The sequence below is a fragment of the Paraburkholderia sp. SIMBA_030 genome (assembly GCF_046535245.1).
In the GTDB taxonomy this organism is placed as follows: domain Bacteria; phylum Pseudomonadota; class Gammaproteobacteria; order Burkholderiales; family Burkholderiaceae; genus Paraburkholderia.
The window spans coordinates 44,025-67,834 of record NZ_JAWRXB010000029.1 but is presented as its reverse complement, the minus strand read 5'-3'; the positions used below and the strand labels follow the sequence as shown (position 1 = coordinate 67,834).

At 62.1% G+C, this 23,810-nt stretch carries 19 protein-coding genes and 1 pseudogene; 12 read left to right on the top strand and 8 right to left on the bottom strand.

The genetic code is table 11. The features are described from left to right. Positions 1–30: 30 nt before the first annotated feature. The gene (locus SB772_RS35640) at positions 31–1,125 is read left to right on the top strand and encodes a BMP family ABC transporter substrate-binding protein (RefSeq protein ID WP_410837817.1); all 1,095 of its coding nucleotides are present in this window, start codon (positions 31–33) and stop codon (positions 1,123–1,125) included. 192 nt (positions 1,126–1,317) lie between these two features. On the opposite strand, the gene SB772_RS35635 is transcribed toward SB772_RS35640, so the two are convergent. After that, positions 1,318–1,524 carry a dodecin gene (locus tag SB772_RS35635; protein ID WP_410837816.1) on the bottom strand — a complete coding sequence of 69 codons (207 nt, stop codon included), beginning with the start codon at positions 1,522–1,524 and terminating at the stop codon, positions 1,318–1,320. Positions 1,525–1,648: 124 nt separating this feature from the next. On the opposite strand from SB772_RS35635, the gene SB772_RS35630 reads away from it, so the two are divergent. The 4 genes from SB772_RS35630 (at position 1,649) to SB772_RS35615 (ending at position 6,365) form a co-directional block, all read left to right on the top strand. Further along, positions 1,649–2,542 carry an NAD(P)-dependent oxidoreductase gene (locus tag SB772_RS35630; protein WP_410837815.1) on the top strand — a complete coding sequence of 298 codons (894 nt, stop codon included), beginning with the start codon at positions 1,649–1,651 and terminating at the stop codon, positions 2,540–2,542. Between the two features lie 92 nt (positions 2,543–2,634). Next, positions 2,635–4,227, top strand: coding sequence for an ABC-F family ATPase (locus SB772_RS35625; RefSeq protein WP_410837814.1), 1,593 nt, complete (start codon positions 2,635–2,637; stop codon positions 4,225–4,227). 220 nt (positions 4,228–4,447) lie between these two features. Continuing rightward, entirely contained in the window at positions 4,448–5,638 is a 1,191-nt protein-coding gene (locus SB772_RS35620; protein ID WP_410837813.1) for an NAD(P)H-dependent flavin oxidoreductase, read from the top strand. A 70-nt stretch (positions 5,639–5,708) separates the two neighbouring features. Next, on the top strand, positions 5,709–6,365 hold the full coding sequence (locus tag SB772_RS35615) for an OmpW/AlkL family protein (protein WP_410837812.1): 657 nt from the start codon (positions 5,709–5,711) through the stop codon (positions 6,363–6,365). Between the two features lie 105 nt (positions 6,366–6,470). Here SB772_RS35615 and SB772_RS35610 read toward each other — a convergent pair whose 3' ends face one another. Beyond that, complete coding sequence (locus SB772_RS35610) at positions 6,471–6,674, bottom strand: DUF1289 domain-containing protein (RefSeq protein ID WP_410837811.1); 204 nt, start codon at positions 6,672–6,674, stop codon at positions 6,471–6,473. 478 nt (positions 6,675–7,152) lie between these two features. On the opposite strand from SB772_RS35610, the gene SB772_RS35605 reads away from it, so the two are divergent. The 4 genes from SB772_RS35605 (at position 7,153) to SB772_RS35590 (ending at position 11,260) form a co-directional block, all read left to right on the top strand. Then, positions 7,153–8,253, top strand: a complete 1,101-nt coding sequence (locus SB772_RS35605) for a polyamine ABC transporter substrate-binding protein (RefSeq protein WP_410837810.1) — start codon at positions 7,153–7,155, stop codon at positions 8,251–8,253. Positions 8,254–8,349: 96 nt separating this feature from the next. Continuing rightward, positions 8,350–9,516 (top strand): ABC transporter ATP-binding protein, encoded by a 1,167-nt coding sequence (locus SB772_RS35600; protein WP_410837839.1) that lies wholly within the window; start codon positions 8,350–8,352, stop codon positions 9,514–9,516. Continuing rightward, positions 9,513–10,442 (top strand): ABC transporter permease subunit, encoded by a 930-nt coding sequence (locus SB772_RS35595; protein ID WP_410837809.1) that lies wholly within the window; start codon positions 9,513–9,515, stop codon positions 10,440–10,442. Before SB772_RS35600 ends, SB772_RS35595 begins: the two co-directional genes overlap by 4 nt. Next, positions 10,442–11,260: an ABC transporter permease subunit gene (locus SB772_RS35590; protein WP_410837808.1), complete on the top strand. Its 819-nt coding sequence runs from the start codon at positions 10,442–10,444 to the stop codon at positions 11,258–11,260. The genes SB772_RS35595 and SB772_RS35590 overlap by 1 nt, the downstream gene beginning before the upstream one ends. 944 nt (positions 11,261–12,204) lie before the next feature. On the opposite strand, the gene SB772_RS35585 is transcribed toward SB772_RS35590, so the two are convergent. After that, positions 12,205–13,587, bottom strand: a complete 1,383-nt coding sequence (locus SB772_RS35585; protein WP_410837807.1) for a methyl-accepting chemotaxis protein — start codon at positions 13,585–13,587, stop codon at positions 12,205–12,207. A gap of 144 nt (positions 13,588–13,731) precedes the next feature. Here SB772_RS35585 and SB772_RS35580 point away from each other — a divergent pair, with 144 nt between their 5' ends. Next, positions 13,732–14,502: a class I SAM-dependent methyltransferase gene (locus tag SB772_RS35580; RefSeq protein ID WP_410837806.1), complete on the top strand. Its 771-nt coding sequence runs from the start codon at positions 13,732–13,734 to the stop codon at positions 14,500–14,502. Positions 14,503–14,692: 190 nt separating this feature from the next. On the opposite strand, the pseudogene SB772_RS35575 reads toward SB772_RS35580, so the two are convergent. Together SB772_RS35575 and SB772_RS35570 are read right to left on the bottom strand one after the other, a co-directional pair. Further along, positions 14,693–15,031 (bottom strand): annotated as a pseudogene (locus tag SB772_RS35575) (alpha/beta fold hydrolase); the annotation flags it as partial. An 89-nt stretch (positions 15,032–15,120) separates the two neighbouring features. Then, positions 15,121–16,581: a flavin-containing monooxygenase gene (locus tag SB772_RS35570; RefSeq protein WP_410837838.1), complete on the bottom strand. Its 1,461-nt coding sequence runs from the start codon at positions 16,579–16,581 to the stop codon at positions 15,121–15,123. A gap of 200 nt (positions 16,582–16,781) precedes the next feature. On the opposite strand from SB772_RS35570, the gene SB772_RS35565 reads away from it, so the two are divergent. Next, complete coding sequence (locus SB772_RS35565; protein ID WP_410837805.1) at positions 16,782–17,453, top strand: TetR family transcriptional regulator; 672 nt, start codon at positions 16,782–16,784, stop codon at positions 17,451–17,453. A 70-nt stretch (positions 17,454–17,523) separates the two neighbouring features. Here SB772_RS35565 and SB772_RS35560 read toward each other — a convergent pair whose 3' ends face one another. The 3 genes from SB772_RS35560 to SB772_RS35550 form a co-directional block, all read right to left on the bottom strand. Beyond that, positions 17,524–18,714: a tetratricopeptide repeat protein gene (locus SB772_RS35560; protein ID WP_410837804.1), complete on the bottom strand. Its 1,191-nt coding sequence runs from the start codon at positions 18,712–18,714 to the stop codon at positions 17,524–17,526. A gap of 207 nt (positions 18,715–18,921) precedes the next feature. Next, positions 18,922–19,602, bottom strand: a complete 681-nt coding sequence (locus tag SB772_RS35555) for a PspA/IM30 family protein (RefSeq protein WP_410837803.1) — start codon at positions 19,600–19,602, stop codon at positions 18,922–18,924. Positions 19,603–20,016: 414 nt separating this feature from the next. Next, positions 20,017–20,640 (bottom strand): hypothetical protein, encoded by a 624-nt coding sequence (locus tag SB772_RS35550; protein WP_410837802.1) that lies wholly within the window; start codon positions 20,638–20,640, stop codon positions 20,017–20,019. A gap of 480 nt (positions 20,641–21,120) precedes the next feature. On the opposite strand from SB772_RS35550, the gene SB772_RS35545 reads away from it, so the two are divergent. Beyond that, the gene (locus SB772_RS35545) at positions 21,121–23,622 is read left to right on the top strand and encodes a penicillin-binding protein 1A (protein ID WP_410837801.1); all 2,502 of its coding nucleotides are present in this window, start codon (positions 21,121–21,123) and stop codon (positions 23,620–23,622) included. Positions 23,623–23,810 lie beyond the last annotated feature (188 nt).

Sequence of the window (23,810 nt, the reverse complement as noted above, 5' to 3'; positions counted from 1 at the left end):
ACGCATCCGATAGACACGACAGGAGAAAACATGAAGAGAAGAAATCTGCTGACCGCCTTCGCATGGGGCGCGGCCTCGCTGGCGCTCGCCGCACCGCTTGCGCAAACCGCACGGGCCGCCGACGCACCGGGCGTCGCGTTCGTCTACCTCGGCAACCCGGGCGATGCCGGCTGGACCTTCGCGCACGACCAGGGTTCGAAGGAAGCCGAAGCGAAGTTCGGCAGCAAGATCAAGATCACCCGCATCGAGAACGTGCCGGAATCGGCCGACTCCGAGCGCGTGTTCCGCGACCTGGCGAACAAGGGCAACAAGATCATCATCGGTTCGAGCTTCGGCTACCAGGACTTCGAACTGAAGGTCGCGAAGGACTTCCCGGACACGGTGTTCCTGCATGCAACCGGCTACAAGAAGGCGCCGAACTTCGGCACCTACGACGTGCGCATGTATCAGGGCGCGTATCTGGCCGGCGTCGCCGCGGGCTACGTGACGAAGACCAACACGCTCGGCTTCGTCGCTTCGGTGCCGATTCCCGAAGTGATCCGCAACATCAACGCGTACACGCTGGGCGCGCGTTCGGTGAATCCGAAGGTGCACACCAAGGTCATCTGGATCAACAGCTGGTTCGACCCGGGCAAGGAAAAGCAGGCCGCTGAAACGCTGATCGGCCAGGGCGCCGACGTGCTGCTGCAAAACACCGATTCGAGCGCGACGCTCGCGACCGCATCGGAGAAGCACGTGCATGCGTTCGGCTGGGATTCGGACATGAAGAAGTTCGGTCCTGACGCCCACCTCGGCTCGGTGGTCGCGCACTGGGGCGTGTATTACAACGCGGCGATCCAGCAGGTGCTGGACGGCAAATGGAAGAACGACCCGGTGTGGTGGGGCATTCCGCAAAAGGCCGTCAATCTCGAAGACCTGAACACGTCGGCGATTCCGGCCGACGCGCAGAAACAGGTGGCGGCGAAGCGCGATGAACTGGCGGGCGGCAAGTGGGACGTGTTCACGGGCCCGATCAAGGATCAGGGCGGCGCGGTCAAGGTGCCGGCCGGCAAGACGCTGACCGATCCGGAATTGCAGCGCCTGAACTGGTATGTGGAAGGCGTGGACGGTTCGCTGCCGAAGTAACGCAGGTACGCGACGATCGACCGGGTCGCGATCGACCGGGTCGCGATCGACCGGGTCGCGATCGACCGGGTCGCGATCAACCAGGCGACGGTTTCCGCAACCGCTGCTGCAAGGAGCTGCGTCCAGTACGGACGCAGCTTTTTTTGCTTCAGGCTTTGCTTTGCATTCCGCTCGGGTTGAGCGCGTAACACCCTAGTCGATGCGCAAGCCGACCTTGATGGTGACCTGCCAGTACGCGACCTTGTCGTTTTCGATCTGGCCCCGCGTTTCCGTGACTTCGAACCAGTGCAAATTGCGCAACGTCTTGGACGCTCTTGTAATCGCGGTGCTGATGGCGTCGTCGATCGACTTGGTCGACGAACCGGTCAGCTCGATTTGTTTGTAGACGTGGTCTGACATGAACTTCCTCCTTTGATCTTCGTTGGTGTGCAAAAAAAGTATAGGCAATGGAACGCGGCCAGCGGCGGGCGCGGCCGTTATCATGTCCACGCACACTCAACCTGAAACCTGACGAGGCTCGAAAGTGGAACTTGGTTTTTGCGGTCCCGGATTGATGGGCGCGCCGATGATCCGGCATTTGCTGCGTGCGGGGCATACCGTGCATGTCTGGAACCGCACGCGGGCCAAAGCGCAAGCGCTGCTGGCGGACGGCGCTCAGGTCGTCGATACGCCGCTTGAGCTGGCCGCACGCTGCGAAGCGGTGCTGTTGTGCGTCGCGGATGCAGCGGCGGTCGAAGAGGTGATGTTCGGTGACGCGGGGCTGCTCAGTGCCGGCGCACCGGGCCGGGTGCGCTGGATTGTCGACCACTCCAGCATCCCGCCGGCGGCGACGCGCGCGCTCGCGCAACGCGCGGCGGCGGTTGTGGGCGAGGGCGCTGGCGTCGGCTGGATCGATGCGCCGGTGTCGGGCGGGGTCGCGGGCGCTGCGGCCGGCACGCTGGCGGTCATGGCCGGCGGCGCCTCGGCGGATGTCGAGGCTCTCAGGCCGGTGCTCGGCGCGTACGCGGCCCGCGTCACGCATATGGGGGAGGTCGGCGCGGGTCAGACCGCCAAACTCTGCAATCAGACCATCGTCACCGCGACGCTGGCGGCGATCGCCGAAGCGGTGAGTCTTGCGCAACGCAGCGGCATCGACGCCGCCAAACTGACCGAGGGTCTCGCGGGCGGTTGGGCCGATTCGGTGCTGTTGCAGATTTTCGTGCCGCGCATGACGCAAAACGGTCTCGCGCCGATCGGCGCGTTCCGCACGTTCCAGAAAGACATCGACACGGTTGCGGCCACCGCTTACGAAACCGGTACGCCGATGCCGGTGGCGTCGACGGTCCAGCAACTGTTGCGGCTGGGCGCGGCAATGGGCCTCGCCGAGGCCGATCTGTCAGCCTTCATCGACGTTTTGCAGACGCCGCGCGGCGGCTAAAGCCGGATGGTAGGCGCGCGTGCGGGTTGATTTCGCGATAACCTGCTAAAATATGCGGTTTTTCGCCGATATCACATTCAAAGGGACGCGCCGTGCTGTCTACCGCCAATATCACCATGCAATTCGGGCCAAAGCCCCTCTTCGAGAACATCTCGGTCAAATTCGGGGAAGGGAACCGCTATGGCCTGATCGGTGCGAACGGCTGCGGTAAATCCACCTTCATGAAGATCCTCGGCAGCGATCTGGAGCCGAGTTCGGGCAACGTGATGCTCGAGCCGAACGTGCGTCTGGGCAAGTTGCGCCAGGATCAGTTCGCGTACGAAGACGTGCGCGTGCTCGACGTCGTGATGATGGGCCACACCGAAATGTGGGCCGCGATGACCGAGCGCGACGCAATCTACGCGAACCCGGACGCCACCGACGACGACTACATGCACGCCGCCGAACTCGAAGCGAAGTTCGCCGAGTACGACGGCTACACCGCCGAAGCGCGCGCGGGCGAACTGCTGCTCGGCATCGGCATCGCGATCGAGGACCACAACGGGCCGATGAGCAACGTCGCGCCGGGCTGGAAACTGCGCGTGCTGCTTGCGCAGGCGCTGTTCTCGAAGCCGGACGTGCTGCTGCTGGACGAACCGACCAACAACCTGGACATCAACTCGATCCGTTGGCTGGAAGACGTGCTCAACCAGTACAACTCGACGATGATCATCATCTCGCACGATCGACATTTCCTGAACCAGGTCTGCACGCACATGGCGGACATGGACTTCGGCACGCTGAAGGTCTATCCGGGCAATTACGACGACTACATGCTGGCCAGCACGCAGGCGCGCGAGCGTCAGCAGAACGCCAACGCGAAGGCGAAGGAGCGCGTCGCCGACCTGCAGGACTTCGTGCGCCGCTTCTCGGCCAACAAGTCGAAGGCGCGTCAGGCCACCAGCCGTCTGAAGATGATCGACAAGATCAAGATCGAGGAATTCAAGCCGTCGTCGCGGCAGAACCCGTTCATCCGCTTCGAGTACGAGAAGAAGCTGCACAACATCGCAGTGGTCGCCGACAGGATTTCGAAGAAGTACGAGCGCCAGATCTTCAACGATTTCAGCATCAGCGTGCAGCCGGGCGAGCGTATCGCGATCATCGGCGAGAACGGTGCGGGTAAGACCACGCTGCTGCGCTCGCTGCTCGGCAAGCTCACGCTCGATCACGGCACGGTGAAGTGGGCTGAAAACGCGAATGCCGGTTACATGCCGCAGGACACGTACGAAGAGTTTCCGAACGACGTCACGCTGATGGAGTGGATCGACACCTACCGCAAGGAAGGCGACGACGAGCAGATGGTGCGCGGCACGCTCGGCCGGCTGCTGTTCAATGCCGACGATATCCGCAAGTCCGTGAAGGTGCTGTCGGGCGGCGAGAAGGGTCGCATGATCTGGGGCAAGCTGATGCTGGGCCGCCACAACGTGCTGCTGATGGACGAGCCGACCAACCACATGGACATGGAATCGATCGAGTCGCTGCAGATCGCGCTTGACAAGTACGAAGGTACGCTGATTTTCGTTTCCCACGATCGTGAGTTTGTGAGCGGGTTGGCGAACCGGATCATCGAAGTGCGCACGGATGGGACGTTGAATGACTTCGGCGGTAACTATGAAGACTTCCTGTTGAGCCAGGGCGTGCAGTAAGCCGTTCGTTGCCGCACTTTTTGTCGTCAAGCCTGCTTCTTTGAAGTGGGCTTTTTTTATGGCGTGGCGCAGGCAAAAAAACTCACTACGAAGTGACCGACATCAACTAACCAGAACGAAAACCCGATCTGCAAACCAATCCCTTGACCCAAAGCAACGCAAGCCGCGCCTGACGACCGATTATCACGCCTTCGATAATCCATCCATCGGGTCGCCATCCATGCTTACCTCTCACTCGTTCCCGCCTCTAACCATCCGCGGCCGCGCTCTACTGCCGATCGTGCAAGGCGGCATGGGCGTCGGCATCTCCGCTCACGGGCTCGCCGGCAGCGTCGCCCGCGAAGGCGCACTCGGGACCATTGCCAGCATCGACCTGCGCCATCATCACCGCGATCTGATCGAACTCTGCCGTCAATCCCCGGACCGGGCCACCCTGGAACAAGCCAACCTCACGGCGCTGGCCCGCGAAATCCACTCCGCCAAAGCAATCAGCGAAGGTCGCGGGATGATCGCCGTCAACGTGATGAAGGCAGTCACCGCGCAAGCAGACTACGTGCGCGTCGCCTGCGAAAACGGCGCCGACGCGATCGTGATGGGGGCGGGCCTGCCGCTCGATCTGCCCGACATGACCGAAGGCCGCGATATTGCGCTGATCCCCATCCTGTCGGACAGTCGCGGCGTTGCGCTGGTGCTGAAGAAGTGGATGAAAAAAGGCCGTCTGCCGGACGCCGTCGTGATCGAACATCCGGCCCACGCAGGCGGCCACCTTGGTGTGACCAACCTCGCTGACCTGCACGACCGGCGCTTCGACTTTTTTCGCATCATCGAAGAACTCGATGCGGTATTCACGTCGCTCGGCCTGGATCGCAAAGACGTGCCGTTGATCGTCGCGGGCGGCATCAATAGCCACGAAGCGGTGCGCGAACTGTTGAACGCGGGTGCAAGCGGCGTGCAACTCGGCACGCCATTTGCCGTCACCGAAGAAGGCGATGCGCATCCTGACTTCAAGCGCGTGCTGGCAGACGCGAAGCCCGATGACATCGTCGAGTTTGTCAGCGTCACGGGACTGCCCGCGCGCGCCGTGAAAACGCCCTGGCTGATGCGCTATCTGCGCAACGAAACAAAAATTCGCGAGAAGATCGGCACGCTCAAGCATGTCTGTCCGACGGCACTCGAATGCCTGAGCGTCTGTGGCCTGCGCGACGGTATCGAGAAGTTCGGCCACTTCTGCATCGATACGCGACTGGCCGCGGCGTTGCGCGGCGATGTGGCCAATGGTCTGTTCTTCCGCGGCCGCGAAGCATTGCCGTTCGGCAACGCGATTCGCAGCGTGCACGATCTGATCGAATTGCTGTTGACCGGCGTGACGCGACCGGCTGTCGCAGGGCGGTGGGCATTTTCGCTTGGTTGATACGCGTCAACGTCCGGGCTGACGAGACCTTCGACAATCTCCGCAGGCAAACAACCACTCGGGGAAGAACATGAAGCACTCGCTCAGAAACAGAATCAAGGCCGCCGCCGTCGCATCGAGCCTGCTATGCGCGGCCGCGCTGGCTCAGCAAGCGCACGCCGCTGGCGACGACCAGATGAGCGGCATTCACGCCGGCGACGTACTGGCGCGTCTGCGTGCGATCAGCATCATGCCGAACGTGACGACCAATCAAACGCTTTCGGCGTTGAACGTGGGCGTCAACAACGCCATAGTGCCGGAACTGGATCTGACGTACATGATCCGCGATTACCTCGGCGTCGAGCTGATTCTGGCCACGTCGCGCCATCAGCTCACGTCGAGCCTCGGCAATCTCGGTGGCGTGAACGTTCTGCCGCCCACGCTGCTGCTGCAATATCACTTCAATCACGCTGGGCGTATCCGTCCGTATCTCGGCGCGGGTATCAATTACACGTATTTCTACAACAACGGCCTGAGCGCCGGCGGGCAGCCGATCTCGATCACCAATCACAGCTTCGGGCCGGCGTTGCAAGCCGGCGTCGACGTGCAGGTGACCAAGTCGCTGTTCGTCAACGCGGACATCAAGAAGATCTGGATGCACACGGATACATCGCTCGGCGGTCAGTCGCTCGGCCGGCTGAGTATCGATCCGGTGGTGGTCGGTCTGGGTGTCGGTATGCGGTTCTGATTGCCGCCTCTTGGGCTCAGCGCTCAAAAAAGCAAAAACGCCGGAATTTCCCGGCGTTTTTTATTGCAAGCGCTTATTGCAAGCGCGAACCGCGCCGGACAGCGGTTACAGCTTGTCGTACTTGAAGCGCATCGCCGTGCCGTCCTGCTCGATGCGGACCCACACCGCGCGTTTTTCCTCGTCGCTGAGGAACACCCAATTGGACACTTCGGCGGCGGTTCGGCCGCAGCCTTTGCAGACTTCGTCGAAGAGCGTTGAGCAGACGCCGATGCACGGGCTGTCGGGAAGATCGTGGAGATTCGAAGCCATCGGAAACCTTGGGGCGGGAAGCGGAGTTCCGCTATGTTAACCGATGCGGTGTATGCGCCTTGCGGACCCAGCAAAGGTGAGAATGCTTACAAAACGGCTTCATTCGCAAGTGGATCGAGCGAATCAACGGCATGATCGCAAGGCAATTGCAGGCTCCGCACCAGCTGGCTTGCCGCCGGCAGCTGATGGGAGTGCTGTCCAACCAAAGTGCACACAGCGGGTATAACGTGACAACGGCACAACACCGCGACGGACACCTGCGTTTTTTTCGAGTAGACACGGGCCGATAACCCGATAAAATTGCGCCGATTTTGTAGCGGCACGGCTTATGCTGTGCCGTTTGCGCGACAGCCTGGCATTTTTTTTGAGGCGCGCAATAATTAGTGGTAGTTTTCGGGTTTTTCAGGGAGCCGCGCGTGCTGTACCGCGGCGTGAATGAGGAAGCGGTCGGCTCGGCCGGCCACGATCGGAGAACGAAATGAAAAGACGGGTAGTGGGGCAAGTGGCGGCGCTGGTCTTGTGTGCGACGCCCTGGTTGACGGCCGCTGCAAAAGACACGCAGCTCAACGTGTATAACTGGTCCGATTACATTGCCAAGGACACCATCCCGAACTTCACCAAACAGACCGGCGTCCAGGTCAAATACGACAACTACGACAGCGACGATACGCTGCAAGCCAAGCTTCTCACCGGCAATTCCGGCTACGACATCGTCGTGCCGACCAGCAATTACGCCGGCAAGCAGATCGCCGCGGGCATCTTCGCGCCGCTCGACAAATCGAAGCTGCCGAACCTGAAATACCTCGACCCGTCGCTGATGGCGCTGGTGGCCGGCGCCGATCCGGGCAACAAGTACACGGTGCCTTGGGCGTACGGTACGACCGGCCTCGGCTACAACGTCACCAAGGCGCAGCAGATCCTCGGCAAGAACGTGCCGCTCGACAACTGGGACGTCCTCTTCAAGCCGGAAAACATTTCGAAGCTGAAAGCCTGCGGCGTATCCGTGCTCGACGCACCGGACCAGATGTTCGCCGCCGCGCTGCACTACATCGGCAAGGATCCGATGAGCACGAACCCGGCCGACTACCGCGCCGCGCTCGCCATGATGAAGAAGATCCGCCCGTACATCACGCAGTTCAACTCGTCGGGCTATATCAACGACCTGGTCGGCGGCGATATATGCTTCGCGTACGGCTGGTCGGGCGACGTCGTGATCGCCAAGCATCGCGCGGTCGAAGCGAAGAAGGCCTACAAGATCGAGTACTACATTCCGAAGGGCGGTGCGCCGGTGTGGTTCGACGTCATGGCGATTCCGAAGGACGCGAAGAACAAGGAAGCTGCGCTCGAGTGGATCAACTACATCGAAACGCCGCAGGTGCACGCCGCGATCACCAACGCCGTCTACTATCCGAGCACCAACCTCGAGGCGCGCAAGTACGTGGACAAGGACGTGGCGAACGACCCGGCCGTGTATCCGCCGCCCGAGGTCATCAAGACGCTGTTCCTGCTGAAGCCGCTGCCGCCGGAAATCCAGCGGCTGCAGACGCGGCTGTGGACTGAATTCAAGTCCGGCCGCTGAACCCGCGGCCATTTTGAACGGGTAAGTATCGTCATGAAGCCCCCGGTGTCCGCCGGGGGCTTTGTTCGTCAAACGCCGGAGTGAAGCAGCATTATGATGAGTAGCGACCAGTTGGGCGCGCTGCCAGGGTCCGGCTTGCGGTCCCCGGGCCTCAGCACCGTTGGCGAAGACGCAGCGGATAACTTCGTCCAGATCGTCGATGTCGTGAAGAAATTCGGCGAGACCGTGGCGGTCAAGCAGGTCAATCTGTCGGTGAAAAAGGGCGAGTTGTTCGCGCTGCTCGGCAGCTCCGGCTGTGGCAAATCGACCTTGCTGCGGATGCTGGCCGGTCTCGAGAGCGTGACCTCGGGCAAGATCCTGATCGACGGTGAAGATCTTGCGCAGTTGCCGCCGTACCGGCGGCCGATCAACATGATGTTCCAGTCGTATGCGCTGTTTCCGCACATGAGCGTCGAGGCCAACGTCGCCTTCGGTCTCAGACAGGAAGGCGTGCCGAAAGCCGAAATGAAAGAGCGCGTGCACGACGTGCTCGAACTCGTGCAGATGGGCCGCTTCGCCAAACGCAAGCCGCATCAGCTCTCCGGTGGGCAGCAGCAGCGTGTCGCGCTCGCGCGCTCGCTGGTCAAGCGGCCGAAGCTGCTGTTGCTCGACGAGCCGATGTCCGCGCTCGACAAACAGATTCGTCAGCGTACGCAGATCGAACTGGTCAACATTCTCGACAAGGTCGGCGTGACCTGCATCATGGTGACGCACGATCAGGAAGAGGCCATGACGATGGCCGCGCGCCTCGCCGTGATGAGCGAAGGCGAGATCGTGCAACTCGGCACGCCGCACGAGGTCTACGAATTTCCTAACTGCCGCTTTTCGGCCGAGTTCATTGGCTCGACCAATCTGTTCGAAGGCAACGTCGTCGAAGACGAACCCGATCACGTGTTCATCGAGACGCCCGATCTGCCGAGCCGCCTCTACGTGAGCCACGGCATTACCGGTCCGCTCGGCATGCCTGTGACCATCTCGGTGCGGCCCGAGCGCATCTCGCTGACGCGCAAACCGCCTGAAGGCGCGTACAACTGGGGCAAGGGCGTCGTCACGAATATCGCTTACATGGGTGGCTATTCGCTGTATCACGTGAAGATCGAGGCCGGTAAAACGGTGATCGCGAATGTCACGAGTCTCGCATTGAGCGAAATCGATCCACCCACCTGGGGCGACGCAGTGTACGTGCGCTGGAGCGCATCGGCCGGCGTGGTGCTGACATCATGAAACGCATGATGAGTTCTCTGGCAGCGTGGCCGGTGCGGCGCTTCAACCTGACCGGCAGCACGGCGGTCGTGGCCGGCCCGTTCGTCTGGCTGCTGCTGTTTTTTCTCGTACCGTTCCTGCTGGTCGTGAAGATCAGCTTCGCCGATCTGCAGCTCGGCATTCCGCCTTATACGGAACTGACGACCTATACGGACGGCGTGGTTCACGTCGCGCTCGATCTTTCGCATTATGCGTTTCTGCTGACCGACAGCCTGTATTTCGCGACTTACGTGAATTCGGTGGTGGTGGCGGCGGTATCGACCCTGCTGTGTTTGTTGATCGGCTATCCGATGGCGTACTACATCGCGCGATCGAATCCGGCGAGCCGCAATCTGTTGATGATGGCGGTGATGCTGCCGTTCTGGACGTCGTTTCTGATTCGCGTGTATGCGTGGATCGGGATTCTGAAGAACAACGGTTTGCTGAACAACTTCCTGATGTCGACCGGGCTGATTCATACGCCCATCGAGCTGTATCACACGAATGCCGCGGTTTATATCGGCATGGTGTATTCGTACCTGCCGTTCCTCGTGATGCCGCTGTATGCGCACCTGGTGAAGATGGACATGACCTTGCTGGAAGCCGCCTACGACCTCGGCGCAAAGCCGTGGAAGGCGTTCTGGCAGATCACGTTGCCGCTGTCGAAGAACGGCATCATCGCCGGTTGCCTGCTGGTGTTCATTCCGGCGGTGGGCGAGTACGTGATTCCTGAATTGCTGGGCGGCGCGAACACGCTGATGATCGGCCGTGTGATGTGGAATGAGTTTTTCGACAATGCCGATTGGCCGATGGCGTCTGCCGTGACGTGCGCGATGGTGTTGTTGTTATTGGTGCCGATGGCGTTTTTCCAGTACGCGCAGGCTAAGGCGATGGAGGAAGGGCGCTGATGAAGCCGAACCGGATTTTGCAGTTGATTGCATTGGGGATTGGTTTTTTGTTTCTGTATGTGCCGATCGTGAGTCTGGTTGTGTATTCGTTCAACGAATCGCAGCTGGTCACGGTGTGGACGCGGTTTTCCACGCGGTGGTATGCCGCTTTGCTGCGCGATGATGAACTGATCGCGGCGGCGTGGCTGTCTTTGCGGGTGGCGTTGCTGACGGCGTTCGCTTCTGTGGTGATCGGTACATGGGCTGGGTTTGTGCTGGCGCGGATGGGGCGGTTTCGTGGCTTCGCGCTCTATACCGGGATGATCAATGCGCCGCTGGTGATTCCCGAGGTGATTCAGGGGATTTCGCTGTTGCTGTTGTTCATCGAAATGGCCAAGTGGCTGGGATGGCCCGCCGGGCGTGGCATTTTCACGATCTGGATCGGACACGTGATGCTGTGTATTTCTTATGTGGCCATCATCGTTCAGTCTCGCGTGAAGGAGTTGCATCCTTCTCTTGAAGAAGCTGCGCTTGATCTTGGGGCTACACCGGTCAGGGTGTTTTTCTCCATTACGTTGCCGTTGATTTCGCAGGCGCTCGTGTCCGGGTGGTTGCTGTCTTTTACGTTGTCTATCGACGATGTGGTTTTGTCGGCCTTCCTGTCGGGTCCCGGCTCGACTACTTTGCCGCTGGTGGTGTTTTCCCGTGTTCGGCTTGGGTTGAATCCTGAGATGAATGCGCTCGCTACACTGTTTATTGCCGTTGTCACGGTTGGGGTGGTGGTGGGGAATTATTTTATGCAGAGAGCGGAGAGGAAGCGGGGTGTGATGGCGGTTTAGGTTTTTTGCCTGCGCGGCGCTTTGGTTGTTGTGCCTGCGGTGTTGGCCTTTCCTTGCTTTGTTATTGGTCTATTAGCGTTCCCCCTGTGCGGGGGAGCACCTACTTTTCTTTGCCGGCCGCAAAGAAAAGTAGGCAAAAGAAAGCGGCTCACACCGCTAATTCTTAAGCGGGTCCCCTGGCTTGGAGGAGGTAGTGGAGCATCTGGAATCGGTGTCCTCGCACATTCCGCGCTGGTGACAAGGCAGTCATTCTTCCGGCGGCGCTGCGCGCGCCGCAGCGGTGCTTCACCAAACCGGCGGGTGATTCTGGCGTGCGCGGTTTTGTCTGTGCCGTGACCTGCAGCCCGTCCGTTTATGCGTTTCTGCATTGCGTGCAGTACCACATTTGCAAGCTCACCAAGCCAGCTTCACCCGACCTTATTTCCCACTAGCACATCGCCGAGACGAGGCCGATGGCTCCCACAGAAGGGGAGTCACCCCCTGGTTTACCTGGCCGATCGGACCGCGACGCACGCAGTGCGGAGTGGCAAGAATGACGCCGGGGGCGCGTGTCCGCTATCGGTTTTGTGAAGTACCGCTTCGGCGCGCGCAGCGCCGCCGGAAGTATGACTGCCTTGTCGCCAGCGCGGAGTGTGCGAGAACACCGATTCCAGATGCTCCACTACCTCCTCCAAGCCAGGGGACCCGCTTAAGGGTTAGCGGTGTGAAGCCGCTTTCTTTTGCCTACTTTTCTTTGCGGCCGGCAAAGAAAAGTAGGTGCCCCCCGCACAGGGGGAACGCTAATAGACCACTAAGAAATCAAGGAAAGGCCAACACCGCAGGCGTACAACCAGAAGCGCCGAGGAAGCAAACAGCACAGGGGGACCGCTAATAAACCAATATCAAATCAAGAAAAGGCCACCGCCGCAGGCACAACAACCAAAGCGCCGCGCAGGCAAAAAAACTTAAACCTTATAACCAATCCGAACCCCGCCCCAATGCCGTCCGGCAACAAACACAGGCGCCGACGCATCCTTCATCAAAACAAACTGGCCGCCGCCCATATCGCGCCGATAGGTCTGCAACAAAAACTTCTTGGTATGAGAACCAGCAGCAAGCCCGGTACGATCGTTGAACATCCGTCGATTCCTGCAGTTAGCCATATTCCAGACCACGTCCTCGCGCTGCGGCAAAGAAAACTTCAGATTATGGGTAGGCAGATAGCCGCGCACGTCGACAGCGGCACAAAACGCGACCCGTGGATCGAGCCCGAGCAACGGCTCCTGAATAGCCGGCAAAACCCGATCGGTAAAGGCAGTAAACCGGGTAACGAACTGAGCAGGATTGCTTCCAGCCACCGGGACATACTTCTGATCGAACAGATCTTCAATCGACACTTCGCCCCGAGCCACAGCCGTTTCGAATAACTTGCCTACCGCAGCCGCGGCCTGCTGCACCGCTTCGATAAACCGCGTGTCCGCCGTCTCCACGCCGGTCGCGGCAGTCAGTTCAATCAACGTCTCGGAAACACTCAGCAAATTCCCCAGCCGGTCCTTCGCCTGCACGAAGTTCTCGCTCGAATTCTCGACGCCCGTCGCCATCTCCAGCACCTGCGCCTCGAGTCCGTCGCATTGCGTCTCGATCTCGCCGGTCAACATGGCAATCTGCCCAGCCTCGTTGTTGAGCTGCGCAATCGCATCGCCCGTCGCATGCACGACGTCGCCGATCTTGCGCGTGCCCTCGCGTACCCGGTGCGCCCGCGCTGTGTTCACCGAGCCTTCGCTGATCAACTGCTCGGTCTGCCGCGTCAGCTGCGCCAGCGTCGTCTCGATCTGGCCGGTCGCTTGCGCGGTCTTCGCCGACAGGTTCTTCACCTCGGCGGCCACCACCGCGAAACTCTTGCCGGAATCGCCGGCGCGCGCGGCTTCGATCGCCGCGTTCAGCGCCAGCAGATGCGTTTGGCGGGCAATCAGCGAAATCTCCTCGGAGACGCGGCTCACGTGCGCAAGCGCGCTGCGCAGCGCGCCGATCTGGCTCTCGATCACCGTGACGCCTTCAACGAGCCCGTGGATGTCGGCCAGCGACGCTTCCAGCGTCTGCTGCGATGCCTGCACGCCGGTCGCGGCTTCAGCCGACACGCTGCGCATTTCGCGCGCGGCGGCGGCAATGCGGTGGTTGCCCGCGAGCGTTTGAGCGGCGGACTCGCGCAGCGTGCGGCATACCTGGGCCTGCCGCTGCACGCGCGCGGCGACTTCTTCGACGTGGCCCGATACGTCGAAGATTTCAATGCCCAGTTTGCCCGCTTGCGCGGCTATGTCGTCGTCTCGGGCTGGCAGCAGCTCTCCCACCTGTGGGCGCTGATCGTGATTCTCTGCAAATTTTTCTGGGGCCTGCTGCGCTTGCTCGGCGGCGGTTGAAAGCGCATCGTCATGCACCGGCCGTTCAACCCGGGTAACGTAGAGCCCTCCCCAAAGCTCGCACAGGACGCGCCCATGAGCGATTCAACCCAGCGTTTCACCGACCGTGTCGCGGACTACGTCAAGTACCGGCCGAGCTATCCGCGCGAAGTCGTGACGTTCCTGCACGACACCTGCGGGGTTGCGCCTCACGCTCTGGTGGTCGATATCGGCGCCGGCACGGGCATCTCAGCGAAGCTGTTTCTCGATGCAGGCCATCCGGTGATCGCGGTCGAACCGAATCGGGCGATGCGCGAAGCATCGAACGCGTGGCTCGTGGGGCGGGGCGATTTCCGCAGCGTAGCGGGCACCGCGGAAGCGACTACGCTCGACGACGCCAGCGTCGAGCTCGTGATCGCCGCCCAGGCCTTCCACTGGTTCGATCACGCAGTGGTGAGCCGCGAGTTTGCACGCATCCTGAAGCCGAAGGGGTTGGTCGCGCTGTTCTGGAACAGCCGCCTGCTGGAGGGCACGCCGTTTCTGGCCGGCTACGAGGCGCTGCTGAAAAAGTACGGCGTCGACTACACGGCGGTGTCGGAGCGCTATGGCGACGACGAATCGATGGCCGCATGGTTCGGCGACGGCTTCGCGTACAAGGCGAGCTTCCCGAACGGACAACAACTGGACTTTGACGGCCTGAAGGGGCGCTTGATGTCGTCGTCGTATGCGCCGAAAGCGGGGCATACGAACTATGAGCCGATGATGGCCGCGCTGCGCGAACTGTTCGACAGCACCGCGCAAAACGGCACGGTCGACTTCGCTTACGCGACGCGTGTTTATGTCGGCTACCCCAACGCCAACGGGTGATGGTTCAACGCGCCGCGTGCGACAGACGCACGCGGCGATGCGTCCGTTGTTTCAGGCAGACCCGGAAAGCCGCATCAAACCGGCGAGCGACTCGCGCTTGCCGTAGCTGCGGCCCTTGTCGCTGGCGCCGAGAAAGGCGCGCAGATCGGCCATCACACGCTCGGGCGCTTCTTCCATCGGGATGTGGCCGAGTCGAACGCAGCGGGCCTGTCACGCCGAACGGCGGCAAATCGAGACGGATCACGCGATGCGTGCGCTTGAGTTCGTCGGCGACGCGATTCCACGTATGCAGCGACGACGCGAAACCATGAATCATCACGATCGTGTCGCCGCTGCCTTCATCGACGTAGTGCACGTCGGCGCCCATGATCTTGACGAACTTCGAACCGCTTTGCGTATAGCGCCGCTGTAATTCGGCGCGCGGCACACTGGTGATGCCGAGGCGCGCGGCGAGCGAGCGCGGCGGCAGCGGCGCGGATGCGGCGGACGTAGCGGGTTTAGCGGGTATAGCAGGTCCCAGGCTTGCCATCGTTTTTGTCTCCCTTTTTAGTTCGAGTCGAGGATCGCGGCTGCCGCGTCGACGAGCGGCCCCTCAGCCGCGAACGACATCCAGGCGCATCAAGGCGCAAAGCGGTAATCGCGCGGCCGCACGCGGCGCGTGCGCTGGCGAAAACTGAACGTGAAGCCCGGCCAGATCGCGGTCACCTTGCCGCTCCTGGTCTGATACCAGCTATGGCAGCCGCTCATCCAGACGGAGCGTTGCATCTCCTTCTGCAAACGCGCGTTGAAGTCGCGCTGCACGTCGGGCCGCAGGTTCATCGTGCGTGCTTTACGCAGGCGCAGCACGCGCAGGCAATCGGCGATGTATTGCACCTGCGACTCGATCATGTAGATCATCGAGTTGTGACCGAGGCCGGTATTCGGGCCGGCCATCATGAAGAAGTTCGGGAAGTTCGCGATGCTGGTGCCGAGATACGCTTGCGGGCCGTCGCGCAACCACATTGCGCCGAGATCGGCGCCGTCGATGCCGGTCACGTCAAACGGCGCGCCGACGTCGTTGACCTGGAAGCCCGTGCCGCAAATGATCGCGTCGGCAGGGTGATGTGCGCCGTCGTCGGTCACGATGCCGTCAGCGACGATCTCGCGGATGCCGGCCGTCACCACGTCGACGTTCGGCTGACCGAGCGCTGGATAGTAGTCGCTCGACAACAGCACGCGCTTGCAGCCGAGCCGGTAGTTTGGCGTCAGCCTGGCGCGCAGCGCCGGATTCTTGACGCGCCGTTCCAGATAGCTCAGGCCGAACTTCATCGGAAACTTCATCAGTTCCGGATTGACGACGAACGCGATCGCGCGCGATTCGAGTTGCCAGTAGATGGCATGGCGCACGAAACGCTGCGTGAACGGCAGATGGTGGAACAGCCAGCGCGCGCGCGGGCCGATCGGCTTGTCGGGTTTTGGCATGATCCAGGGCGCGGTGCGCTGGAACAGTTCGAGCCGCGCGACGCGCGGCTGGATCCGCGGCACGAACTGGATCGCACTCGCGCCAGTGCCGATGACCGCGACGCGCTTGCCTTCGAGCGGATACGCATGGTCCCAGCGCGCCGAGTGAAACAGTTTGCCTGCGAAGCACTCGAGCCCGGCAATGTGTGGCATGGCCGGCCGCGACAACGGACCGCTCGCGGCGATCACGACATCGGCTTCGATGCTTTCGCGCACGCCGTTCGAATCGATCTCGACCTGCCATACTTGCCGCGCTTCATCGAAACGCGCGGCGGCCACGCGCGCATTGCAACGCACGAAACGATCGACGCCATACTTGTGCGCGCAATGCTTCAGGTACGCGAAAATCTCGGCCTGGCTGCCAAATGCGCGCGACCACGCCGGGTTAGGCTCGAAAGAAAATGAATACAGATGCGACGGCACATCGCAGGCCGCGCCGGGATAGGTGTTGTCGCGCCACGTGCCGCCGATGTCGCCGGCCGCCTCGTAGACCGTGAACGACGTGATGCCCATTTGCTGAAGACGGATCGCCATGCCGATGCCCGCGAAACCGCTTCCGACAATGGCAATGCGTGGCATGGCAGGTGAGGCAGGCGTCACAGCGGGTCTCCGGCGTTGGGCAAAGGCGTGCAAAGGGGCGTGCAAAAGGTGTGCAAAATCCGAATGTCTGCAGGTGTCTACTGCAGCATAACGCGCAGGGTAGACAACTGTACACTTCGCGTCAACATCGTTTAGAGTCCCGCTATTAAACGCGCGTGCCGCGCCCTGATCGAAACCTCATGACATCCGTACCCGAAGCGGCGCTTGACGCCGGCCACGGCGCCACAACCGGACAGGAACTGGCGCCCGGCAAGCGCAAGCTGATCGAAGCCGCGTTGCGCCTGACTGCGGGAGGCCGCAGTTTCGCGAGCCTGGGTTTGCGCGAGCTGGCGCGCGAGGCGGGGTTGAATCCCAACACGTTCTATCGTCATTTCGATACGCTCGACGACCTTGCGCGCGAAGCGGTCGAATCGGTGAACCGCCGCTTGCGGCCGATGCTGCGGCGCGAGCGCTGGCTGGCTGCGCACGATGAGCCGCATAGCGTGCCGCGCCGTGCGTGCGTGGCGTTCTTCGAGTTCGCCCTGGAAAGCCACGAAGCGTTCCGCAGTGCGCTGGCCGAGTATCACGGCACGTCGCCGGCGCTGCGCGAAGCGGTGCGTGCGAATCTCCACGAGGTGTCCGCGGAAATGGCGGACGACGTCGTGCAATTGAATCTGATGCCGGCGCTCGCCCGCGAAACCGTCGATGAGGTCTGCACGCAGATCGTGCTGCAACTGTTTCATCTATCGGATGAATACATCGCCGCGAATGCCGCGCGCCGGGAAGCGCTGATCGCGTACGCGGAGCGTTTTATCGTCAGGCTGTTCGCGGGGGCAGTGCTGCTCGCGCAACATGAAGCGGCGAGAGCGTAGCTGGCGGGACATAAAAAAACAGGCTCCGCGAAGGAGCCTGTTTTCAGGGTGGTAGCAGTGGGGGAACAGCTCAGGTATCGTTCCAGCCGCCCGAATCGTCGCTGCTGCCCAGATCGACGCCGCCGCCGTTATCGTTCCAGTCGTTCGAACCCTGGCCGAAATCGACACCGTTGCCATTGCCGCCGTCGTTGCCGCGGCGGCGCGTTTCGTCGTCGACGATCACATCGCGCTCCACCACGCGCTCACGTCCGGAATTCAGCGCTTCGCCGAGCAACACGCCGGTCAGCAAACCGCCCATGCCGCCGCCGAAACCGCCACCGCCTTGCTGCACGATCACCTGCGGTTGTTGCTGATAAGGACCTTGCTGCGGATAGGGCGCCTGCGGCGGATTGCCGAAACGCTCGGCTTCCTGCGCATATGGCGACTGCTGCGCGCTCGCGGCAGGTGCCGCATACGGATCGGGCCGTCCCTCGGCCCGCGCGCGCATGCTGGCGATGCGCTGCTCCAGTTCGTCCAGCTGATACGGCGGCACCGGATTCTTGCTGTTCGACAGCGATTCGACGAGGCCGCGCAACTGATCTTCGGTCGCTTCGACTTCCTTCTCCAGCGCTTCATGCCCTTGCACGGTGGAGAGCTTCACGTCGAGCTTCAGGGAACGCACGGCGTTCAGCATCTCGGTCGCGCGCTTGAGTTGCACGCGACGATCGTCGTCGGCGCGCGAATCGTCTTGCGAGCGGGCGCGGCGCAGCGTCCAGCGCAGCACCAGCGCAATCACGCCGATGACGAGGAGGATGCCGATCCACATGCCGATCCCCGGACCATGCCGTTGCTGCGCCTGCGACACCATCGCCGACTGTTGCTGCACGGCCGGCGCATTCTGTTGCACAAACGGGTTGGCCGCGCGGCTCGTGACGTTGCCACCGCCGCCGCCGGCACGTTCTGCGTCCTTGCGGATCCGAGCTTCGGTTTGCGCAAAACGGGTCGGGTCGGTGAAGCGGATTTGCGGGTCGAGCGTTTTGGCCTGCTGCACCTGGGCGAGCGCGTCGGCGGAGCGGCCTTCGCGATCGAGCACCTGGCTGTACAGATAGTGCGCGCGAGCATTGTTCGGATGCGCTTGCAGCACTTCGCTCAAGCCTGCGTCGGCTTGTTGCCAGTTGCCTTGCGCCATCGCGGATTCGATCTGCTGAACCGTCGGTACGGCGAACGCCGTGGCCGACACCAGCAGCAGCGAGGCGAATGCAGTTGCGAGAAATTTTTTCATATACGGGCCGGGCGCTGCGCGCCCGTCTCCTTGGCAATCGATTCCGGCGGCCCGGCGGCCGGACCGCCGGCGCACCGGTTACAGCGCATGTGGCGGGTGTGTTGGAATACACCCGGAACGCCGGTGAAACGCGCAGCGCCGCGCACCATGCCGACGCCGCTTGACACTCATACTGCGAACTACTACAACGCGATACTGCCGACGCAATTACTGAGCCGGCGTATTGATCTGTTTCTTCAATGCTTCGAGCCGGTCGTCGACCGAAGGGCCGTGGTTCAGATCCGCGAGCTTGTCGTCGAGCGCTTTGCCGCTCTTCACGTCAGCCGAATTCATGCGCGCGTCGGAGCGGGCATTCGACAGCGCGACCTTGTCTTCCAGCTTCTGGAAATCCTCGGACAGATTCTTGCCGCCGATACCGCCCAACGCGGTTGCCGCGACATCCTTGGCCTGGGCGATCTGCTGCTTGGCTTGCAGAATGTTCGAGCGTGCGTTCAGGTCGTTACGACGGCCGCGCATGTCTTCGATCTGGCTCTTCAACTGGTCGACCGATGGCTCCAGCGTGGCCAGTTCCCTGGCGAGCGCATCGCGTTCGGCTTCGGCCGTGGCTTGTGCGCCGAGGGCTTCACGCGCCAGCGCTTCGTCGCCGGATTGCAGTGCGCGCCTTGCGCCGTCTTCGTACTTTTTCGCCTTGTCCGCGGCAACATCGCGCTTGCTTTGCTGCGTGGCGACCTGCGCCTGAATCTCGATCAGCGAGTTCTCGGCTTTGGCGATGCCCTCGTCGAGTTCGCGCACGATCTGGCGCGAGTCGCGCGACGGGTCTTGCACCGAATCGGCTGCATCGTTCAGGAGACCTTTAAGCGTGCGCGAAATGCTGTCAAAAAGCGACATGAAAACCTCCAAAGAATGTAATCGGCGCTGAATAATCCGGCGCGCTTAACTGCTTTCTGCTGCTACTTTACGCCGCTGCGCGCGAAGCTGCGCAAGCAGTCGCCCCGGAGTTCGGGGCGCATACGCTGATTGCAATAGCGGCGCCGTAAATTGTTCGAATTTGCAAACCGGCTTTGCAAATCGGATTTGCAAACAGCCCGCAACGGTTAAAACGCGCGACGGGGAATTCAGTTGCTCGCGGATATTACACCACGCAATCTCTTAAAAACGGCTTAAAGGGCATGATGACGTAATCGCGAACTCTGCTCGCAAAGGGTGTCGCGAATGTGAAATGACGATTACGCGTGAGGCGCGCCTGAGCAGTCAAGACGCGCAACCGCCGATTCCCGCTGCGCCGTTTCCGCATAGCGCGTTTCAGGCGAAGCGGCTGCCTTCGGTGCTTGAATCGCCGTGCGGATTGTCTTCGTCGCGAGCGGCGTCGATGCGCGGGCGCTTGAGCACGCCGAGCGGCTGCATTTGCGCTTGCGCATCCTCTGCGGCCGCTTGCCCCGGCGCCGATTCCGCAACCGCCGCCTTGACGGCGGTGACGCGGGCCACGGCCTCGGCTGCCGCAGTGGCTTCTTCGTCGGCAGCGGCGGCGAGCGCGGCCAATACCCCGGCCGGCAACAACGGCGCAGGTTCTGCCGCTGCAGGTGCGCTCCCCAATTCATCGAGCCCCGGCGCGGTCGCGCCATCGACTGGCACGGCTGGCTGACTGCCGCCGCGCGTTTGCAAGGCTGCGGGCTGGGCCGCCCGCGCGTGCCGCGTGCCGCGCGCGACCCGTTGCAGCGCGGCGTTCAGCGCGTCCGGCGCGCGCGGCGCGCGCAGCCGGTCGACGATACTGGCCGCTTTCACCTGTTCGCTGGTCGCCCCGAAGCTCAACACAGCGCGCCGCATCAGTTCGCTGACGCTAATGCCGAGGTTCTCTGCGGTGGCGGTGATCGCGCGTTTCTGCGCGGTTGTGACGAATACGACGATGCGTTCGCTGGGCTTGTTCATGGTCGGCTCGCATACTTGTTGGCATTGGCCATACTTGTTGGCATTGGCAGTTTATCGCGTGCGTCTGGTGTAGGCCGTTCGCGCGCGTCGGTGGCGACTCATGCGCCGGGTCCATCATATGACGAGTCGCGCCGATGCGAAACGGGCGCTGCGTGAAAATGCCGCCACATCAATGAGTTGTCGTGTTTCCGGCGGGCTTGTCCACAGGCCTTTCAACATTTTCTATTGATAACCCGGGCAAGTGGCGCCGAACACCTGTGCGGCCCCCTCGATAGGTTAAAGCAAGCAGCGAGAAGGGAATTCTTACAAAAAAACTGTCTTGGGCGGCGCTTGATTTCTTTAAAATGCGCTGTTACGTTGCGCCGGACACCGTCCAAGGCGCGCCGTGCGCGGCAACGGCGTCCTCACGCTACGACCGATCCATGCGCGCGCGAGGAGCGTGCGCAGAAGGCGTTCAGTCACGCGCCCACTATTCCAGTCATGCCAATCATCAAACGACCGCATCCTTCAAATTCTCCGGCTGGTGAAGACCGGGATTCCTACCACCGCACTCCAGGACGCAACGCTGCTTCGCGCGACGCCGAGGACGGCCGCCGCTCGTTCGGCGGGTCCATCGCGCTCTGGTTCGTCGGCTTGCTGGCGACGATTCTCGTGGTCGGCGCGCTGATCGTCGGTTATGCGCTGGTGGTGATGGGGCCGCAACTGCCGTCGCTCGACGCATTGACCGACTATCGCCCGAAAGTGCCGCTGCGGGTCTACACCGCGGATCACGTGCTGATCGGCGAGTTCGGCGAAGAGCGGCGCAGCATCGTGCGCTTCCAGGACATTCCCGACCAGATGAAGAAGGCCGTGCTGGCGATCGAAGACTATCGCTTCTACGAGCACGGCGGCGTCGACTTCCTGGGCATTCTGCGCGCGGGCACCGCCGACCTGATGCACGGCGGCGCCTCGCAAGGCGCGAGCACGATCACGATGCAGGTGGCGCGCAATTTCTTCCTGTCGAGCGAGAAGACTTACACGCGCAAGATCTACGAGATGTTGCTGGCGTACAAGATCGAGCGCGCGCTGACCAAGGACCAGATCCTCGAGTTGTACATGAACCAGATCTATCTGGGCGAGCGCGCGTATGGTTTCGCCGCGGCCGCACGGGTGTATTTCGGCAAAGACCTGAAGGACATCACGCTCGCGGAAGCGGCGATGCTGGCCGGCTTGCCGAAGGCGCCGTCCGCGTACAACCCGGTGGTCAATCCGAAGCGCGCGAAGATCCGTCAGGAATACATCCTGAAACGCATGCTCGAATTGAAATACATCAGCCAGGACCAGTACGACCAGGCCGTCAAGGAAGAGATTCACACCCGCAACCCGGGCAACGAATACAGCGTGCACGCCGAGTACATCGCCGAAATGGTCCGGCAGATGATGTACGCGCAATACAAGGACGAAACCTATACGCGCGGCCTGAACGTCACCACCACGATCGATTCCGCCGACCAGGACGCCGCTTATCGCGCGGTGCGCAAGGGCGTGATGGATTATGAGCGGCGCCATGGCTATCGCGGGCCGGAAGGCTTCGTGGAATTGCCCGCTCCGGGCGACGACCGCGATCAGACGATCGACGACGCGCTGACCGATCACCCCGATAACGGCGAGATCATCGCCGCGGTGGTGACGGCCACGAGTCCGAAACAGGTGAAGGCGCAACTGGTCGACGGAACCGAAGCGACGATCAGCGGCGACGGCTTGCGCTTCGCGGCCGGCGCGCTGAGCGCGCGCGCGGCGGCGGCCACCAGGATCAAGCCGGGCTCGATCGTGCGTCTCGTCGCCGACGACAAAGGCAACTGGCAGATCACGCAATTGCCGCAAGTGGAAGGCGCACTGATCTCGCTGACGCCGCAGGACGGCGCGATCCGCGCGCTGGTGGGCGGCTTCGACTTCAACAAGAACAAGTTCAATCACGTGACGCAAGCCTGGCGTCAGCCGGGTTCGAGCTTCAAGCCGTTTATCTATTCGGCGGCGCTGGACAAGGGCCTCGGACCGGCGACGATCATCAACGACGCGCCGCTGTCGTTCCCGCCGAGCACGCCGGGCGGCGACGCGTGGGAGCCCAAGGACGACGACCAGCCGGACGGGCCGATGCCGATGCGCGTCGCGCTGCAGAAGTCGAAGAACCTGGTGTCGATCCGCATCCTGTCGTTCATCGGCACCAGGTACGCGCAAGACTTCGTGACGCAGCGTTTCGGTTTCGACGCCGACAAGACCCCGCCGTATCTGCCGATGGCGCTCGGCGCGGGCCTCGTCACGCCGCTGCAATCGGCCGGTGCGTATTCGGTGTTCGCGAACGGCGGCTACCGGATCAATCCGTATCTGATCAACGAGGTCACCGACGCGCGCGGCGAGCCGCTGTCGAAAGCTCAGCCGCTGACCGCCGGGCGCGATGCGCCGCGCACGCTTGAACCGCGTAACGCGTACATCATGAACAGCCTGCTGCATTCGGTCGCGACGGCCGGCACCGGCGCGGGCACCAACGCGCTGCATCGTTCGGACCTGGAGGGCAAAACCGGTACCACCAACGACGCGAAGGACGGCTGGTTCGCCGGCTATCAGCAATCGCTGGTGGCGGTCGCGTGGATGGGCTACGACCAGCCGAAGAGCCTTGGTAGCCGCGAATTCGGTGCGCAGCTTGCGTTGCCGATCTGGGTCGAGTACATGCAGCGCGCGTTGCGCGGCGTGCCGGAGGGTGAACCGGCGCAGCCGGAGGGCGTTGCGGTGGTCGACGGCGAACTGTTCTACACCGACATGACGCCGGGCAATGGCTTTATCGCGAGCATCGGACTGGACTCGGCAAATCCGACTGCCGGTGTGAGCGACGCGGTCGGCGGCGTGGGTCCGGCGGGCATGACACCGCCTGCGGTGCCGCCGCCGAGCGTTTCGTCGAACGAAAAGAAACAGATCCTGGACCTGTTCGAATCGAACAAACCTTGATGCGGAGCGCGTCCGGGGCGCGACGGCTCGGACGCCGTAATAATAAGTAAGCGTGCCCGCCATGGCCTGGCGGGCGGCGGGGCCTGCGGATTTTGTCGTGGCCCTGCGCGGTGTGTTTTAATCACGCCTGCTGTGCTTTTATGGGTCCCACAGAGACGCTCGATTCCTAACCGGTCTCGGCTTCCAGC